The following is an 18,417-nucleotide window of genomic DNA, read 5'->3' as shown; positions in this document are numbered from 1 at the left end:
ATCACATTGTTAAAACACTCCATCATTTTAATCATGATTTCTCTTCCCACTTTCTTAAACGAATATAAAAGAGTCTGTCTAAAATATCTCAAATAACTCTTAATAATGCTTCTTGTACAACCTGCCTCTATAGTTAAATAAGAAAAGCGATGCTTCGTAATCGAAGTATCGCTACCCGTTAGCATTCCTGTAGAACGTTAATTATCAACTTTGAAAAAAATAGAGCCCCTCAGTAAGATATGAGTATAGACACCACTCTAAAACTCACATTCTAAGGAGGAAGCTCTAATATGAAGTTTAAAATGCAAGACAAACAAAATCAACTAATAGAAAGAATTTCAGATAAACATCTCGTTGTTGGGGTAGATATTGCACAAAAAACGCATGTTGCCCGAGCTGTGAATTTTCGTGGAATAGTGATTGGTGAACCCCTTACTTTTGAAAATAATGAAGAAGGGTTCGACAGTTTATTTCAGTGGATTAATAGGTTAAAAATTTCAAAAGGTTATAGTACCGAAATAGTTGGTATGGAACCGACTGGACATTACTGGTTAAACTTATCTAAATGGCTATACGATCAAGGTGTGGATGTAGTAACTGTAAATCCTCATCTTGTTAAAAGGAACAAAGAAAATCGTGATAACACCCAATCCAAAAGTGATAAGAAGGATGCCCTTGTGATTGCGGATATGGTCAAGAATGGATACTACTCCTTTATTCGCCCAACTTCGGAAGCATTTGAGGAACTTAGAGTACTAATGTCAAATCGAGACGTTATTGTTAAACGTCTTGTGAGCTCTGCGAATCAAATTAACCGATGGGTAGATGTTGTATTCCCTGAATTTCGGGAGGTTTTTAAAGATGTAAAAGGAAAAGGAGCCATTACGACTCTTCGCTTATTTCCAACACCAAAGGAACTGCGTTCCTTAGATGTCAAAGATATAGTAAATGGATGGAAATCATTAATGAAACGACAACCTGGCTTGAAGAAAGCTCAATTATTGATTAAGCTATCTAAGAATTCTGTAGGTACCACTCAAGCCTACGATGCTTATAAACTACACCTAAAAATGTTACTCGACGAATTTGATCTCGCCACAATCCAACTTGAAACAGTCGAAAAAGAAGTAAGTGAAGTACTTAAAAACATTACTTTTTCAGATAAATTACTTGGTATTAAAGGATTAACTGAAGTAACCCTAGGTGGCATTTTAGGTGAAACTGGCGACCTCAGTAAGTTCGCACATGGTAATTCTCTATTACGTCATGCAGGTCTACATCTAGTAGAGGCTAGCTCAGGTAAATGGAAAGGACAAATTGTAATTTCTAAACGAGGAAGGTCTCGTTTAAGGCGATATTTATTTCTAGCAACACTTAGTCTTGTGGCAAATAATCCTGAGTTTAAAGCTCTTCACTCTTATAATGTTGAGGTTAAAAAGATGAAGAAAATGAAGTCAATAATGAAACTTATTGGTAAGTTGGCAAGATTATTAGTTGGAGTGGCCCGGCGAAACGAGTCTTATTGTCCAGAAAAAGTATACCCATTAATACCAGCAGCATAACCCAATTATCTTCAGTTGAACACGACTAATAAAAATTGTTGAATATTGGCTTATTCGTAGGATCTCAAAGAAAGCACGGAGTACTGGAATACTTAAACAAAAGGGCATTGCGACCCATTCCGTTAGCAAAACCGGCCTCCACCCCTTGGATAGGCATGACGAAGGAATGAAAGGGCTTAGACCCGTTGAGACATGGGAGGGATAGCCTCCAGGGGCGGCGTGGAGTAAGCGTGCAGTATACTGGAAATAAGTGGGGTATTTGTTCTACTCCTCTATTCCCGCATGCATTCATGTAGCCCAAATATCTATAATTATTTCAATCATCCGTTATTGTTCTTACAAAGTGGTTTGAAATCCTGCGAATAAGCGAGCATTTGAGAGAAAACAGAATCTATCTGAGGGAGTTAAAATGTCCTCTTTTAGTAAGTTGTTTTCAAAAGAGATGTTATAGGCTCGTGTCCAATAATTATCTCGATTAGTTATGTGACTTCTTGAGATCAACAACTGCAGTTATGGTTGTTAGCAGAACTCCCTAACTATCTGCTTCTTTATTTCATTTAAAGGGAAATTTTTAGGGTAGGAGATTATCATTAGCATGACCCCGTGAAGGGTGGATGAAAAATACAATGACCGTTTTCTTGGCTCTTCGATTCCTAACTTTTCAAAAATCTTGCATTGAATTTCAAACTGATTTGCATTTTCTTCTATAAGCACTTTACTGTATTTATTTAATAGCTCATCTTCCTCCGGCTGTGTTTGCAAATTTAAATAAAACCGAAACTCTGCCGGATTTTCATAAACATGATCTAGTGCATGTTCAATAATATATTTTAGTTGGTCTTCAGGTCTTTCAAATCTTATTGCATTACTCATAACTTCACTTACTCCAGTAACTCTAGAACTGATCATATATGCAAGAAGTTCCTCTTTCCCTTTAAAATAATTGTAAAGCAAACCTTTAGAGACACCAGCGTGTGAGGCGACTTCACTTATTGAAGTTGTATGATAGCCTTTTTTTATAAATAACCCCATCGCAGTTTCAAGGATTTTCTCCTTGGATAAATGACGAATACGCTCGTTTTCTTCTACTGTTCGTGGCATAGCACTTCATCCCTTTAAAAATTTGATTATCGATTGAGACACTTGTTCCGGATGTGTTAATGTCACCATATGGTCGGCTCCTGCAATTTCAGTAAATTCTATGTTAGGAACCAGCTTGAACGATTCAGCAACCGCATAATTATCCGGAATATCCTCTGTTCCAATTATGAAAAGCGTATTCGCTTTAATACTTCCAAGCCTTTCTATAGAAGGTGGATCAGACCAAATGATCTCAAAGGATTGCCACTCAAATGTATTTATTATATGTTGGCGAATCATATCAATCATTAATTCACGATGTGTGCTGTTCATCACAATGCGGTTGGTTGGTACAGCAAGCGCTAATTGAACCATCTTTTCAACATTCGGTGCAGCTTCACTAACTTCTTTCATACTATTTTGAAATTCTTTTGAGTAATTAAATCCTGTTAGTCCAGGAGCAATTAATATAAGCTCAGATACTTTATCCGGGTAAGTTAGCGAAAATTCAGTAGCTATTTGGCCACCCATGGAATGCCCAATAATTACTGCATTCTCTATCTTCAGGTGTTCCAAGAGCATTCTTAAATCCTCAACATAATTAACAGGCTGTAAGAGAGAAGGAGACTTTCCGGCACCCCTGCCATCAAAGGTAATCACCAAAAAATGTTTTGACAAAACTGGAGCAATATAAGTCCAGTCACGGATATCTGAACCACCACTATGAATAAGAACCAGAGGTTTTCCACGTCCTTTAACCTCATAATATAAATCCACTCGAACACCTCATCTCGTCAATATTTTATAATTCAAATTAATTTTATTATTGACTGAACGTTTAGTCAATAATAAATTAGAAAAACGCCTATTTTATTCCAAAATTCTGCCCTGTTTGTTGAATAATAAAAAACAGCCTGATCGGTATTTGGATATTCAACTAATGCTGTCATATAGTTAAATACGAAAAACGATACTTCGTTATTGAAGTATCGCACCTTTTAATATAAGTATAAATTCTCAGAATCAAACTTTACCGTAACAAAATCTATTCCCTTAACGTGTATGGACATATAAAATAGACGCCTTCTAACTTAGGAAAAGCGCCACATATGAAAGATCGTTATCCTAATCGTAACGACTCCATCGCTAAGGGACTATTCAAATATTAAATACCAAAATATCGCAACTTCTTCAGTTAGCTAATTGATGCCTTTGTAGACAAGTTTGTCAAATCCACCAATAATGAACCCATACCGTTCATAAAACTTACATTCACTTACATTATTATTTTGTGTCTCTAACATAATACTGTTACAGGAAAGTGTAAAATAATAGAACAACGATAATAGAAACACGGATGAAAATTTGCTTATTTTTCCTTAACTAACTCCCCGATCGTTTATGAGCAACCCTTCACATACACCATATTTATTGAAGACCAAAGTCACATTATCCTCTTCATTCTATAATACATATGAGAGATTTTTTATGCGATCAATCTATATAATCCTGTCTAATAAATCCCCCACTTTTTCTGCCATTTCCTGTGGTGGATAGGGCATGTCATTTTTTAACCACCATTCCACTACACCTACGTAAGCATTTGCAACAAATTCGGCAACTATCTCTTCGTTTTGACCGAGATTTTTGCCTTTAGTCACATCCACGTCTTTTTTGAACTCTTCGATATTATGTTGAACAAACCTGCTGCGAAAATATCTTGCTCCTTCACTCGCCAACATCATCGAAAAAAATAAATAATTACTTTCAAGATATTCCATACAGATTACTGTCGATTCAACCCAATCCATTTCAGCTTCCAATTCACAAAGATTAGCCATGTTTTGGATATGACTTTGGCAAAAATATCTCCATCGGAAAAAACGTGTTTTTAAACACAGGGTGTTCCTTCCAAGATAGAGGTGGAATCACTATTGGAGACTGTTCAATGATCGGTATGAATGTCACGATTGCAACACTTAATCATGGTTTATCATTAGAAACAAGAAACACGACATCCCCCTCTCCAGACATAATTGGCAAAAATGTGTGGATTGGGTCAAACTCAACTATACTACCTGGCGTTTCGATTGGCGACAACTCTGTTGTTGCAGCAGGAGCTATGGTGACTAAGGATATTCCAGAAAACACTGTTGTTGCAGGAGTGCCAGCAAAAGTTGTAAAAAAAATAAGTATTAATTCAAAGTAATAGCACTAAAAGCAAAGGAATTGTTAGAACTATTCTTCCACCTCCTTTGCTTTTAGTATTCAATCTGTCTTTTCGTTCCGTAATAATTTGAATTTTATTACTTTCATAAGGCCTTATTCTATTAAATACCCCTTTTAATAAAAATAGAGTGCAATTTTTGGAATTGCACCGTTTAATGAATGACACAATATGATCTTTATCATAAAATCCATTATTTTCCTTTCACTACAACCCCCCGAAAGTTTAAGAGCAATACTTCACCTTCACAAATTTCCTAAACAAAACTGCTCCGATAGTTCAATAAGAAAAAGCTACCTGATTTGGCAGCCAGATCTTAAAGTGAAAATTATATTTTAATATATTTTATGATTTTTGCTGGATTACCACCAACTACAACGTTATCTGGTACATCTTTAGTAACTACAGCACCGGAAGCAATAACGACATTGTTTCCAACCGTTACTCCAGGATTTATTACTGCGCTTCCACCAATCCACACATTGTTTCCAATAGCAATCGGTTTTGCATATTCTTTACCTGAATTACGTTCAATGGGATGAAGTGGATGTGCTGCAGTATATATCTGTACCCCAGGCCCAAGCATACAATTATCCCCAAAACGTACTTCACATACATCTAAGATGGTACAATCAAAGTTTGCAAAAAAGTTTTCACCTACATGTGTATTATAACCATAATCAAAGCGTATATTTGGCTCCATATATACGTTTTCCCCAGTTGAACCGAGTAATTCCTTTAATAATTCAGTTCGCTTTTCTCCTTCAGTTTCTAAAGTTTGATTATAAATCCTAACCTTTCGTCTTGCTTCCTTACGTTCCTTCAACAGGACTGCATCAGCTGGATTATACATTTCTCCATCCAACATTTTTTCTTTTTCGGTTTTCATTTTGTTACCTACTTTCATATGTAATGTACTTACAAATATTCTAGCTCATTCACTTTTCTTTTTCACTTACATGCTCCGATAGTCGATAATAATTAGCCGTTTCCGATCCACAAGGTATTCAACTCTATCGCCCGATTATGGTAGATATTACGGTATAGTTTCATCAACTATTCCATACGGAAATAAAAAGCTGGCATAAACCAGCAAACCTTAAAGGCGGATTTAATTTGCGATTTTCATGGGCAGCATTAAATGCCCATGAACACTGTTCCTTCATTAAAAAAATAATTCAAGAATTATTCATAATTTACAAAAGGTAATTATAAATACTAATGGAATTATTAACCATAAAAGGCGGTGTAGAAATGAGAAATGTATTTAACTCTACTGGATATGAGGTGTACGATACATACATTGTGAGGGGAGAAAACTGCTACTTATACGATGAACAAGGTAACAAGATTATTGATTTCGAAGCAGGAGTATGGAGTACCGTTCTTGGACATAGTCATCCACATATTAATGGTGTAATCTATGAGCAGTTACAGAATATAATGCATCTTGGGTATCGGTATAAAAGCAGAATCGTCGAAGAAGCTGCAGAAAAAATACTTGGTATTACATCACTTCCTAATGGAAAATGTATTTTCCTTAGCTCAGGGAGTGAAGCAGTCGAACTAGTCGTTCAAATGGCCAAAAGGATCATGGCAAAGCCTCTATTACTTACCATGTCAGGGTCATATTTAAGTGCACTTGGGTCTGCTAGCAAAAAAGCAGACAATGAATGGTTTTCTTTTGACTTGAGCCTATGTAAGGGTTGCACTTTTGTAGAAACATGTAATCCTGGCTGCGAAATATTAAAAAAAATCCCATTTGATAACATAGGAGGGTTCGTATTTGAGCCAGGTAATACATCAGGAATGGCCAAATTACCTCCAAAAGGACTTATAAAAAATATTGTTAAGAGGATAAAGGGACAAGAAGGAATAATTATTGCTAATGAAGTGACTACTGGCATTGGCCGTACTGGTCGCTGGTTTGGTTTCGAGCATTACGACATTGTTCCAGATATGGTGGCTATTGGTAAGGGTATAGGAAATGGTTACCCGGTTAGTGTAGCTGTACTTTCCAGTAATATTGCTAAAAGAGTATACGGCACAGGCTTCGTTTACGCACAATCACATCAAAATGATGCCTTGGGTAGTGCAGTTGCTCTTGAAGTGATTAAAGTTCTTCAGCAGGAACAATTAATAAATAAAAGTGCATTGTTGGGTGAACAATTCAAACGTAAATTGATTGAAATATCTAATGTCAGTCATTTGATTCAGGAAGTTAGAGGTGTTGGAATGATGCTTGTTGCAGAGTTTAATGATACTCTTGGCACAGAACATTTATCAGGAATTCATCGGAATCTGTTTCAATCAGGGTTTTTGGTTGGTTCGAGTTGGAGGGCTAATCTTCTTCGTTTTTATCCAGCATTGACCATTCGTGAAATTGATATTAATGATATGTTGACCTGTTTGACATCCTTACTAGTAAAAGAGGAAACTCGATTAAGCTCTAACGATGAACGATAGTTACATGCATTTTTTTACTTTTACACCATCCAATTTCGGAGGTGTTTTTTTATAACATAAACTTAATGACGTTGCGAAATACCATACTATTGGAGCGCCAATCCTTATACTAGGAAAGCACCATTTAACGAAAGAGCGTAGTCATATACTAGACTATATTAGATCTTAAATATTGCAGAAATGCCATCCAATACTGAACAAAACGAAGGCTCTTTTAGAATAACTTCCCATCATTCAAGAGCGATCTGTTAATTTTTTAAAACTATCCATGTTGCTGAACCCATACGCTATTAAGAAAGTGGATAGAAAAATAAAAAAGTCATAAATCGTGGACCATCCTTTTGGATTGTAATAATCAATCATTGCAAAAAAATTCATACCCCCGAAGGCTGCAATTGCAGCAAATATTAAACCTTTTAAAAGTGGATTAGTTCTTGGTTTAATTTGAATAACAAACATGATTGCAACCGGATCTAAAGCAAAATGATAAGGGAGAAATAATAGTGGAGCTATTGGTGAAAATTTCATCGGGTAAGACCACAGCCCATAAGCCAAGGCTATAAGATCAATAATTAGTGATATAATGATGGTTACAAAGCCTCCAATTAGAAGCCGACCCGTACTTTCCTTATCTCTAAACAGAAACCAAACTATCCATGGAATAATAAATAATCCAACCCCAAACCACCATTCCCATGTAAACATATAAGCGTTAACGACTGCTTCGGACATTAAATTATTCACTTTAATTAGCAGTTCGTATGCATTTTCCGTTTGTTTCATGCCTTCTTCAACTGTCATACTTCAACCCAACCCCACCATTTTGTATGTCTTAAGGGTTATCTTTTGCAATTTATCTTCCTTCTATACTTTAACTGTTTCCAATTTTGTTCCTAGTAAGTTCGGCAACAATAACAAGAATCAAATGATTGATATAAATATAAAAAAAATTATATAAAATACCAATCGACATGTAGGAGTTGATTAGATGGAGAATTATTTCATTATCCAAAACATCACTTCCACCCCAGAGTGGAAAATATATTTAATATTATCCTTAATCAAGGCTAACCCCGTTCTAAAATTAGGACGGGGTTAAAAATATAATTGTTTAATATTTAATGTAAGATACTTACTAGCTATAAAATATAACAATAAAAACGTTTAAAAATCTAGGTTTTACTTAACATTTTGTCCTTTTTATAAAAGATAGTAATTCTAATAATAGAATTGCGCCCTATTCTTGAATAAGACTTTAAACTATTCGCAAACTCCTAAAATTAAATATCCAATCCAAAACAAGAAGATTCATTTTTCATAGCCTCTTTCAATTTCTCTCTCAAATTTACTAACCATTCAGGTTCATTTTCCCACTTTTCCTCTACAGATCTTAATACACGAACATAACCATATAAATTAGCAAAACGTCTACAAGCTGGTAATAAAGACATCATATCAGCTGAAAGTTCATATTCGGTACGATATCCGTCCAAAAAGCATTGTTGTTTTTGCTGAAACATTTCAGCTGGAATACAATCTTGCAAGCTATATAGAGCTTGCTCAATATCTACTGCATACCAGTGATACATGGCATCGTCAAAATCAATAATGTTACAAGATTGAGACTTTTCATCATAGAATACATTATCATATTCAAAATCATAATGAATCAGTCCAAAATTGTTTTTGGTGATAGGAATAGAGTCAAAATAGTCTTGCAGTAATTTTGTTTCCATTAAAGCTGATGTTTCATTTGGAAAGTCAATTAGAACCGTTTGAATCCAATTTAACACGTCACTGTATGACCATCGCTTGTTTTTAATTGGATTATACTCACTAGATAACTGATGAAGTTTTCCTAATGCTTTTCCATAATTGAAGATGATGCTATCACTTAAATCGGTCTTGTTAAGCTGTACACCTGCCACACGTTTAAATACAGAAGCAAAGTAATCGCCCCATGGAGTTTGTGCTTCAACAAGTTCTTCCCCATTTTTTGACACAACTGTTTCTAAAACGCCATACTTTTTAGTACGCAGATAAGTAATAAACTCAAGTTCTGCTAGAATATTATCCTGCCACTTCTCAGATTTTGGAGAAAATCTTAACATTTGTGTCTTGCCTCGGGCTTGAAAAGGATAAATAGCATTTGAAGATATTCTATAATATTTAAATAAATCAATAGATTCTTTATCATATTCCCAATTTCCCAATAACATTTCTGCTAAATTCACATTGTCAAAAAGGTATTTTAATTTTAACATAAAACAGACAACTCCTTATTACCAAAATAGCATCAGTTCTTGTTCAATTTTTTTCTCAATATCGTCTATTTGTACTTAATCTGTGTAATTCAAATAACTGTTTTTGATAGCTTTCAAAATGAGTTTAAAAAAATCATCCAATCGAGTGTTTGTAAATTCATTTGTTTACATCCATTAAAATTTTGAAAATACCAACTGGAATTAAATTTTTGATATTTAAATCAAACAAAAAAACCACAGAATTATTTTACATAACCCTGTGGCTTAAAATGTTTAATTCATAACAAAAGCCTGTGCTTTGAATTGCCCAAGCTCTAATCATAGGTCAAATCAACCAACTTCTAACTAATTTAAACCGTATGAGTGAGAGGCAATAAATTTAATTTCCAAGGTTATCTTCATGAAATTTGTCATTGCGTATTCTCACTCCCTTCCATAATATTGTGAAAATTATATCAACTTATTCATTAAAAATCAATTACTTAATTGTAATTCCTTGAAATATTTTAATTTTCTTTCTATTATCTTCCAATCATTCAAGATTATGTCCATTTACATAAAGAAGTGCGTAATTCCTGCAGAATTGCTCCCGATTATTGAAGAATATATAAATTGATTACCCTTCAACGATTGCAAGGTATTTCAAAATTTCTCCATTGGATTCAACGATTAAAATATCTCCTCTATCCTTGGCAGAGTATATCTTTGCACCAATAGGAAGTTTATTCGACATTTCATCTTTGAAGACTGTATTAGCATCATTTCTTGATTTTATTTTACCGATTTGAACGTCTTTTGTTAAAGTTAGTTCTTCGACCCAGTCAATATCAGTCTTGTAGATTACTCCATCATACTGAAAAATATCAGCATCAGGATCTAATGTTAAAACTTCTTCGGCATCAATACTGTCAATTGTTACTTTTGTTGTTTCTCCATTATTAGAGCATCCTGTAATAGTAAATAAATTTAATGTAATCAAAACATAAAATAATCTTTGTATCATCACATTCTCCCCTTTATTATATAGACGGTAATTCCTATCAAAAGTTTCTTCTTCAACTGCCCGTTAGCTTTTATGTATTCCGTAACCATTTTATTTTTTACCATAAATATCCAATTATCATTAATGACGGTGTTCAAGAATCTTGCCCAACTCATTAAAAAGAGCGCATTTCTTGCTCAGAAATGCGCCATTAATCGAATACTTAGATTATCCTCGAACCTAAAAATCAATTATTTCTTGTTTAAAAAGCGCACCCGTTTAGTTCAATATAAATCTATGAAAAATGGATAACTAAATTCTGTTCTATATTGAATGATAGCTTCAATTGGTTCCTCATTATTCGTTTCGGTTTTCAAAGTATCTTCGTTTTTAATTAATCCTTCGTACCAAAAAATTTAAAAAAAGCTGCCAATGGCAGCTGAAAAAAATAAATTACTTTCATTGTTCAATCTCTTCTTTCTATTATAAACACTTTTTAATATCGTTAATGGCTTGTAAATGCATTCCTTCATGGAAGATCGTTCGAATTAACACCTGCTCGATTGTTCGTATACCCATTTCAGTAGGAGGACACTCTTCTTCTAAAACATGTCCATAGTTCTCCTTCAATTTTGCCGGTTGTTCTTTCAGCAATTTTTTAAGTTCTTTATAAGAAGGGGTTTCCGCTGAAAAATGAGCCGGCGTTGTTCCATAACTAAACCAATTGCGAAAAATATCTGGGACCTGTGTTTTCTTCTTTGTTAAAGCCTCAATCCATAGGTATTGATCCAGATAAATATGCCCCATATTCCATCTAATATTATTTTTGAAATTATTTGGGACTATTTCCGCTGCTTCTGCACTTATATCTTTCAGACAATGGAGAGTTTCTTCTCGGTAAGCTTCTAATTGCTTGAATAGAATAATATGTCGTTCTTTCATCTTTAATCTCCTTTCGAAAAAACATGATTATCAATATATTTATTATTCGTTTTCTAACGTTTTTTTCCTTGTTTAAAAATAAAATAACTATATATAGAGCAGAATAACCTATTTATATTTTTTTGTTGAGTTTTTCTTTCAAAAAAAACATTGATCTAAATAAACTAATATCATTAACATTGGCTAAACAAATGTGTACTAATTCATAATCTAATTACCCAGGATATTGTTATATTTATAGCACATCTATTAAGTTTGTTCTTTGTCACTTTCATACGGATTTATTATTCCGTAATAAATTAAGTCTTCATATTTTCCATCTTTTACTACCTGATCTTTCAATAAACCCTCCTGTTTCATACCGATCTTTTCCATAATTCTACCTGACGCTGGATTGGATTTAAAATAACGTGCAAATACCTTATGTAATTTCTTTTCTATAAATGCAAAATTTATTAATGCTTTCGCAGCTTCTGTACCATAACCCTTACTCCAATATTCTTCACCAATCCAATAAGCGATTTCTCCATTTTTAAACTTTTGATTATTAGATAATGAAATTGCTCCTAATATATCTCCTCTTTCTTTATCGGTGATAGCAAACTCATATGAACGATCTTCATCGAAGTTTTTCTTATGGTTTTCCATCCAAACCAATGCATCGTTTAAAGTATATGGATATGGCAAGTAAAGTGTACTTTTATAAATATTGAAATTATTACATAATTCTCTAACCTTATCTGCATCATTCTTTTCAAATAGCCTCAAATATAACCTGTCAGTATGAATTGAATAATACATTTTATCGAATTTCATCATTTATCACTCCTGTTTTTAGTCTTAATGTACCTTTTAATAAGCCTGGAAAGCTCATTAACCCTCCTTTTTAATAAATATAAAAAGCCCATCGTCTCCATAGAGACGATAGGCTTAACCTAACGCGGTACCACTCTAATTAATTTGTCTATTGTTAAAAACAAATAATCTTGTTACATGTTAACGAAGTCTATCCGTTCAAACCTACTTAATTTCAGTCTGACCACTCATAAGCGACTTAGGGAGTTTTGTTGACTACCTTCTCAGCAACCGATAGCTCTCTGAACAACTTTGACTCCTTACTACTATTATTCACAGTGTTTTCTTTATTTTTAAAATATTATACCTCATTAAAAGTGCTTGTCAATAATATTTATATTGTGTAAATGACGATACTCCGATATTGAAGATTAAACAACCTAAAGATTACAGAGAAATGTGTTTAATATTTATACTATGATATTTCCCATAGTCTATTAACCTCAACTAATTCCTGTCCATTAAACTCCATTCTATAAATATCAGGTTTAGATGTACTATGTAAAAAAGTCAAATCATAGTTTAAATCATAGTACCCCATCATCAGGGTCATGACTGCTCCGTGAGTGCCAATTACTACTTTTTGCCCCTTATAAGTATTTAATATCTCTTTTAAAACTGTTATAGCTCTTTTTTGACAATCGGTATTTGATTCTCCACCATCTAAAGCAAAATTTGGGTCTAAATACGATTTTTCCAATAAAGGAATTAATTCTTTATCAGGTATTCGCTTTTCCTCATCAGAAAAAATTCTCTCTTTTAAGTCTTCAAACACTAAAACTTCTTGTCCTATTTGTGTAGCTAACTGCTCAATAGTTAAAATTGAACGAGTGTATGGACTTGAGATAACAGTGTTAATCCCTTCATCCTTTAAAACATCTGCTATTCTTTGAGCGTCTAATTTTCCTTTTTCAGTTAAGCATCTTGTTCTATCATTTCCTTCTTTTGGTGAATCTCCATGTCTTACCATATATATGAAAGTTCTCATAATATCCCTCCGGAAATTTTTTAATATAATGCTTCCTCACATAACTAACTTCTTATTTCCAACACGAATTTACTCTGGAGGATCCATATATAATCGCTATGTTCATAATTTAAGTTTACAACTCGTTTTTGATCTGCATTATCCCGCAACCAATTCTTAATTTGCTCGTTGTTAACTAATTTAGAAAAAGCTACCATAGCAACTTATGATTTAATTCCTATTAAGCAACTTTCTTTGATTAACCTCATTTATTGCTTGAATAAGCATTTGTTTGTTGAAATCGGGGAAAAAAGTATCAGTAAACCAAATTTCAGACTTTGAAGCTTGCCATAATAAAAAGTTGCTAATTCTCTTTTCACCTCCGGTACGAATAATGATATCTGGGTCTGCAAGTCCGCTTGTATAAAGATAATTTTCTAAAATATTCTCACTAATATCTTCTGGTGTTATTTTAGCATTATTAAAATCTTTAACTATAGATTTAACTGCAAATAATATTTCATTTCTGCCTCCATAATTTAAAGCGAAATTTATGGTTAGTTTACTATTATTTGATGTTTTACTTACAGCTGCTTTTACTGCTTCTCTAGTATGTATTGGTAAGCCATCAATTTCACCCGATATGATAACTTTTATACCCTTTCTCATAAACTCAGGTAATTTTTCATTTAAATACCTTGCAGGTAAATCCATAAGATAATTTACTTCTTCTTTTGGCCGTGTCCAATTTTCGGTAGAAAACGCATATAACGTTAATATTCTTATTCCTATTTCTAAAGAGGCATCAATAATATTTTCCATTGCTTTGGAACCAGCAAAATGACCTTGACTTCTGGTTAGTCCTCTATTTTTTCCCCATCTACCATTTCCATCCATCATAATTGCAATATGTGTCGGAATGTTTTGCATATAAAGCCTCCTAAGAATTCATCGTTTATTTATTAATGGAGATTTTTATTTATTAAACTAATAAGTTCTACAAAAAACTTTATTTATTTTATAGCTCTCCCCCTTTTCAAAATAGATTAAATTTATTTATCAATACTTAGTTATTTTATGTATATAGAAATTCTATGTATATAGAAATATTAATATTATTACTGTAAATAAGCAACAGTTATTGAACAAATGTGTTCGATAATTTAATTACAATCTTGCACAAACTCCATACTATCATTACCATAAGTATTCAATAATCTTGAGGTTCTTCCTCCATTAAAACCCTTAATATAAAAGACGCGTTCTTGAACAAACGCGCCAATTAATAGCATTCCAAAATATTTCATCATTCCTAAAATCACTTATACCCTCTTAAACTAAAGCTACCCGTTAGTGGAAGAAGAGGCATCACCCATCTTAAATAACTTTAAGCCACATGGTTATCACTTCTCTAAGTTTTTCTTCTTTAGCTTTAACGTCATTTTTATCAGTAAATTTCATTATAGCTCTATCGGCTGCTTTCCATTCTAATATACTACTATGATCTACAATTAGAGGTTCATTGTTCATTCGGTCTTTTACCTTAGCACCACAATGAAATACAAGTCGAATATATCCTTTTCCATGAAGATTAAATGTAATTCGATCTTCACCTTCAAAACAGAAGCTAGGGGCATTCCATTTAATATGTTCAGTAATTTTATCATCAGTGCTTAAAATAATATGTCGAACTTCTTCTATTTCTTCTTTAAGTGGATGTTCAAGGTTGTTCATAAATTCTGCTACCTGCTCGGGACCATTCAACTTCATTCTTTCACTTGATTTTTTATTTGTAGTCATTATTACTGTATCACCTCTTAAAATTTTTCTTTAATCACACTCCGATTTTCTATATATTACTAAATAAATTAATTTTATTAAACTAACCATCCTCAAGTTTAAGTACATGTTTTCATAAAAACCATACTATTGATACCATAAGTATTTAATTTTCCTTGAGATTCTTCCTTCATTAAATAGCCCTTTATATAAAAAAGAGCGTAATTCTTACTACAGAATTACGCACAATTGACGAAGTTTTGAAATTGAGTGAGATGATCAAAAGCAACTACAATTATACGGAAAAAGCCAGGTTTGATTCTACAACAGTTCAAATAGAATGTCCTTTCAATCTATAGGTGAATTTCTTTTCGAACAATTGACAACCATTCGCCTGAAAGATGCGCTGCATAGGAATATTTTTATGTCCAGTTGCCCCTATATAATAAGTAGCTCCAATTTTTTTAAGGAAGTGCAAGGAAAGTGTGTGAAGTGTTGAACCCCAACCTTTTCTAGTATCCCTCTGTGTTCTTTAAAAGAAGACAGATCTCGTTTATAAAAATATTGTGTTTCCTGCTACCAAAAATCGAAAGCTTCAAGTAGATCAAGATAATCAGTGTTCGCAGCCTCTTTTTCGTTTAAGACGATTGATACAGATTGAGTCCCCTTCTCTGTTACATATTCCATCATCTCTTGCAGAAGTTTTTCAAAGTGTATTATTGAGGATATCCTTCCGATGTCCTCAATAACATAGTAATTTGGTGTCCCATCAAGAATTTTTAATCCTAATGTTTTGAGCACTTCCAGTTTCCTTTCTATCGAAAATTCTTTGGTTAATGAACCAAAGTGAAAAACAAGCAGAACCATAGCTCATTAAATTGCTCGGTTCATTTTGAGCACTCCCGATTGTTGAAGATCAAAAGTTAATAATTTCATTCGTAAAAAGGTTTTAACAACAAGTCTACAATCTTCAATATATAATTTTGCCTGTTGAAGATTTGTGTGATTTAAGTTATAAAAACAAATCCACCACATAGTAACACAGAAGTGGATTCGTTTATAAGTCTATTTATTTTTTTTATTTAAATAATCCTTATAGACTAAAACAGCAACAACAAGAAAGCTAATACTAGCAATCCGAAAAATCATCTCTAAACTAATCCATTCAGCTAAAATACCAAATGTGAATGCGCTAACCCCAACACCGATGTCGAAGCTAGAAAAAAAGGTTGCGTTAGCTGCGCCACTTTTTTCTTCACTTACATTTTGAACCGCCAGTGTTTGTAGACATGGCATAACCGTTCCATAACCTGCTCCAAATAAAATCGCCGCGATAATAAGATGAAAATCGTTAGTTGCAAAAGACAACACAACTAAAGATAAAAATCCTAAAATGGCAGACACTATGATAATAGACCAAGGTCCTTTTCTATCATACCATTTTCCTGTATAAGGACGTAGCAAAGTTGAGACTGTCGCATTGACAAGGAAAAACAGATAAACATTATCCAAGTTCTGTTGTTCTCCAAAAACAACTAAGAACGTAATAATCGCTCCAAAACCAAGTGTTGTAATGACCGTCAGTAATGCTGGGAACCATACGCTTTTTTCAAAAATCATTTCAAAAAAACGAAATGGTTCTTTCTCTTTCTTTATCGGGGCGTGCGAATTTACGAATAAAAGTGCAATGAACGCTAATAGGCTGAGTATAACTGATGACCAAATTACAATGTCAAAAGAATAAAAGCCATATATAAAGATACCTAAACTTTGTGCTATAATCGCCCCAACTGTTGTTGAAATAGAGAAATACCCTAATCCTTCTCCTAAGCGTGACTTAGGAATCGAGTCGACTGCTATTGTACTATTGACTGTTGTTGATACGCCCCATGCAGTACCATGAAAAAATCGTAACAATAGCAACATCCAAATAATGTTAAGAAAAGGATAAACAAGGGTAATTATCATTAATAATGCACTAGCACCGATGGCTAAAGCTTTCCGTTTGTTATCAATTAGAAAGTATCCCACAAAAGGTCTGATTAATACAGCTCCTATCGTGAATAACGTTGTCACTAAACCTATTTGAATGGGTGACGCATCAAGGCTAATCATATAAGCCGGTAAAATAGGAAGCAACATTTCAAATCCAATAAAAATTAAAAAGTTGCTAATAAATATGAAAAGAAATGATTTGTTTAATATTCTTTGATTTTCCATATAGAGATTCCTCGCTTCTAAATTTTTTTAAATTCAATTCAGAAGCGCCTGGAACACTGAAACGTTTCTATATTGCCTAAGTTTTTTAAGCACTGGCCTCACCCTTTCTAACGACATCTTTCTAGCTAACTTTTCATACCTCTCATCCAATAAGAGGCCTTGTATACATACTCAACTCAATCTTTTCTCCTTTAGAACAAAAAAAGACACCGGCGAAAACCGGCATCTAGTAATTGTTTAGTTTTATTCAGAATGCACTAACAATTATATTGTCTTCTATAAACCTAAAATAAAAAGACAAAAAGTTTCCGGAAACTGTTTTCCATATGAAGTTTACTTAAAAAAGGACAGACTAATCCCGTGGTACGTAAATCTCCTAATTGTAAAAATGACTTTACTTCTAGTGCTATACTTCTGAAAACAGTTTCCATTACTTTTTGCCTCCTTTCTCACTGATTAATTTTATCTATTTTAGTGTATTTTGATAAAAAAAGCAACCACCTTAGAGTTCATTATTGGCATGGTTCTCCTATTAGGTAAAGCTGAACTGATATTTTATCGGTCTTATTCATAAGTGATAGAATTACTTGAAATTATTCCATTATATGGCCCTTAAATGAAAATAAGCGCGAATCCTTAACTCTAGGAAAGCGCCAGTTTCTGGAAGGTAGCTATTTATGAATGATTGGTTCTTTTCTTACTGTAAATTCCATAAGCAACACATCCAAATAATAAGCCTATTCCAGCTCCTAAACTAACTGTAAAAAGTAGAGAGGTTGAGAAAAACATGTTAAAAATTACACCGATAGCACTACCAAAAAGCATTCCCAGTGGTATTAAACTATCTAATAAATCTTGAGCGCCCTTTGATTTATTCTTACCTAGGTTCCCTTGGTCATATTTATGTTTGAGCCTTTTAACTACAAACACTGCAATCCCTCCCACTATTACGACAGGTAGTACAATACGAATAATTCCCATGAATAACCCCATGTTTTAATCTCCAATCACTTTTTAATCTGATTTAATTTTAACATAAATTTTTCCACAATCTCGCCAATTAATAAAAAGGA

At 33.4% G+C, this 18,417-nt stretch carries 18 protein-coding genes, 2 pseudogenes and 1 other annotated feature; of the genes and pseudogenes, 3 read left to right on the top strand and 17 right to left on the bottom strand.

Annotated features, from left to right (window positions below; genetic code table 11):
* Positions 1-290: 290 nt before the first annotated feature.
* Positions 291-1,562 carry an IS110 family RNA-guided transposase gene (locus FI644_RS21210; protein WP_056681801.1) on the top strand — a complete coding sequence of 424 codons (1,272 nt, stop codon included), beginning with the start codon at positions 291-293 and terminating at the stop codon, positions 1,560-1,562.
* A 519-nt stretch (positions 1,563-2,081) separates the two neighbouring features.
* On the opposite strand, the gene FI644_RS21205 is transcribed toward FI644_RS21210, so the two are convergent.
* The 4 genes and pseudogenes from FI644_RS21205 to FI644_RS21190 all read right to left on the bottom strand — a co-directional run.
* Complete coding sequence (locus FI644_RS21205; protein ID WP_053476265.1) at positions 2,082-2,663, bottom strand: TetR/AcrR family transcriptional regulator; 582 nt, start codon at positions 2,661-2,663, stop codon at positions 2,082-2,084.
* 6 nt (positions 2,664-2,669) lie between these two features.
* The gene (locus FI644_RS21200; protein ID WP_056684902.1) at positions 2,670-3,419 is read right to left on the bottom strand and encodes an alpha/beta fold hydrolase; all 750 of its coding nucleotides are present in this window, start codon (positions 3,417-3,419) and stop codon (positions 2,670-2,672) included.
* A 422-nt stretch (positions 3,420-3,841) separates the two neighbouring features.
* Positions 3,842-3,949 (bottom strand): annotated as a pseudogene (locus FI644_RS21195) (GNAT family N-acetyltransferase); the annotation flags it as partial.
* A 192-nt stretch (positions 3,950-4,141) separates the two neighbouring features.
* Positions 4,142-4,501 (bottom strand): annotated as a pseudogene (locus tag FI644_RS21190) (TetR-like C-terminal domain-containing protein); the annotation flags it as partial.
* Positions 4,502-4,509: 8 nt separating this feature from the next.
* On the opposite strand from FI644_RS21190, the gene FI644_RS21185 reads away from it, so the two are divergent.
* The gene (locus tag FI644_RS21185; RefSeq protein WP_142108807.1) at positions 4,510-4,851 is read left to right on the top strand and encodes a DapH/DapD/GlmU-related protein; all 342 of its coding nucleotides are present in this window, start codon (positions 4,510-4,512) and stop codon (positions 4,849-4,851) included.
* Between the two features lie 346 nt (positions 4,852-5,197).
* On the opposite strand, the gene FI644_RS21180 is transcribed toward FI644_RS21185, so the two are convergent.
* Positions 5,198-5,758 (bottom strand): sugar O-acetyltransferase, encoded by a 561-nt coding sequence (locus FI644_RS21180; protein WP_053476267.1) that lies wholly within the window; start codon positions 5,756-5,758, stop codon positions 5,198-5,200.
* A 365-nt stretch (positions 5,759-6,123) separates the two neighbouring features.
* Between FI644_RS21180 and FI644_RS21175 the strand changes: the two genes are divergently transcribed.
* Positions 6,124-7,335, top strand: coding sequence for an aminotransferase class III-fold pyridoxal phosphate-dependent enzyme (locus FI644_RS21175; protein ID WP_181758138.1), 1,212 nt, complete (start codon positions 6,124-6,126; stop codon positions 7,333-7,335).
* Between the two features lie 234 nt (positions 7,336-7,569).
* Here FI644_RS21175 and FI644_RS21170 read toward each other — a convergent pair whose 3' ends face one another.
* The 12 genes from FI644_RS21170 to FI644_RS21120 all read right to left on the bottom strand — a co-directional run bounded on the left by FI644_RS21170 (position 7,570) and on the right by FI644_RS21120 (position 18,337).
* Positions 7,570-8,136, bottom strand: a complete 567-nt coding sequence (locus tag FI644_RS21170; protein ID WP_053476269.1) for a CBO0543 family protein — start codon at positions 8,134-8,136, stop codon at positions 7,570-7,572.
* A 479-nt stretch (positions 8,137-8,615) separates the two neighbouring features.
* Entirely contained in the window at positions 8,616-9,599 is a 984-nt protein-coding gene (locus FI644_RS21165) for a phosphotransferase enzyme family protein (RefSeq protein WP_056684912.1), read from the bottom strand.
* A 616-nt stretch (positions 9,600-10,215) separates the two neighbouring features.
* A complete protein-coding gene (locus FI644_RS21160) occupies positions 10,216-10,602 on the bottom strand; it encodes a hypothetical protein (RefSeq protein WP_245637790.1) in 387 nt (128 codons plus the stop codon).
* 462 nt (positions 10,603-11,064) lie between these two features.
* The gene (locus tag FI644_RS21155) at positions 11,065-11,523 is read right to left on the bottom strand and encodes a DinB family protein (RefSeq protein ID WP_142108805.1); all 459 of its coding nucleotides are present in this window, start codon (positions 11,521-11,523) and stop codon (positions 11,065-11,067) included.
* Between the two features lie 249 nt (positions 11,524-11,772).
* Entirely contained in the window at positions 11,773-12,339 is a 567-nt protein-coding gene (locus FI644_RS21150) for a GNAT family N-acetyltransferase (protein WP_053476273.1), read from the bottom strand.
* 98 nt (positions 12,340-12,437) lie between these two features.
* Positions 12,438-12,664 (bottom strand) — a binding site (T-box leader).
* A 129-nt stretch (positions 12,665-12,793) separates the two neighbouring features.
* Positions 12,794-13,366, bottom strand: coding sequence for a histidine phosphatase family protein (locus FI644_RS21145; protein WP_053476274.1), 573 nt, complete (start codon positions 13,364-13,366; stop codon positions 12,794-12,796).
* A gap of 210 nt (positions 13,367-13,576) precedes the next feature.
* Positions 13,577-14,275 carry an undecaprenyl pyrophosphate synthase gene (gene uppS / locus FI644_RS21140; protein ID WP_053476275.1) on the bottom strand — a complete coding sequence of 233 codons (699 nt, stop codon included), beginning with the start codon at positions 14,273-14,275 and terminating at the stop codon, positions 13,577-13,579.
* Positions 14,276-14,508: 233 nt separating this feature from the next.
* Positions 14,509-14,667 (bottom strand): hypothetical protein, encoded by a 159-nt coding sequence (locus tag FI644_RS26475; RefSeq protein ID WP_181758137.1) that lies wholly within the window; start codon positions 14,665-14,667, stop codon positions 14,509-14,511.
* 55 nt (positions 14,668-14,722) lie between these two features.
* Entirely contained in the window at positions 14,723-15,145 is a 423-nt protein-coding gene (locus FI644_RS21135) for a DUF1801 domain-containing protein (RefSeq protein ID WP_082446599.1), read from the bottom strand.
* Between the two features lie 555 nt (positions 15,146-15,700).
* Positions 15,701-15,925, bottom strand: coding sequence for a hypothetical protein (locus FI644_RS21130; protein ID WP_142108804.1), 225 nt, complete (start codon positions 15,923-15,925; stop codon positions 15,701-15,703).
* A 264-nt stretch (positions 15,926-16,189) separates the two neighbouring features.
* Positions 16,190-17,344, bottom strand: coding sequence for an MFS transporter (locus tag FI644_RS21125; RefSeq protein ID WP_053476277.1), 1,155 nt, complete (start codon positions 17,342-17,344; stop codon positions 16,190-16,192).
* Between the two features lie 675 nt (positions 17,345-18,019).
* A complete protein-coding gene (locus tag FI644_RS21120) occupies positions 18,020-18,337 on the bottom strand; it encodes a hypothetical protein (protein ID WP_379999924.1) in 318 nt (105 codons plus the stop codon).
* Positions 18,338-18,417 lie beyond the last annotated feature (80 nt).

This window comes from Cytobacillus solani, from assembly GCF_006704205.1.
Lineage (GTDB): Bacteria > Bacillota > Bacilli > Bacillales > Cytobacillaceae > Cytobacillus > Cytobacillus solani.
Note: the sequence above shows the minus strand (reverse complement) of the source record. Positions and strands in the feature narration are given on the sequence as shown.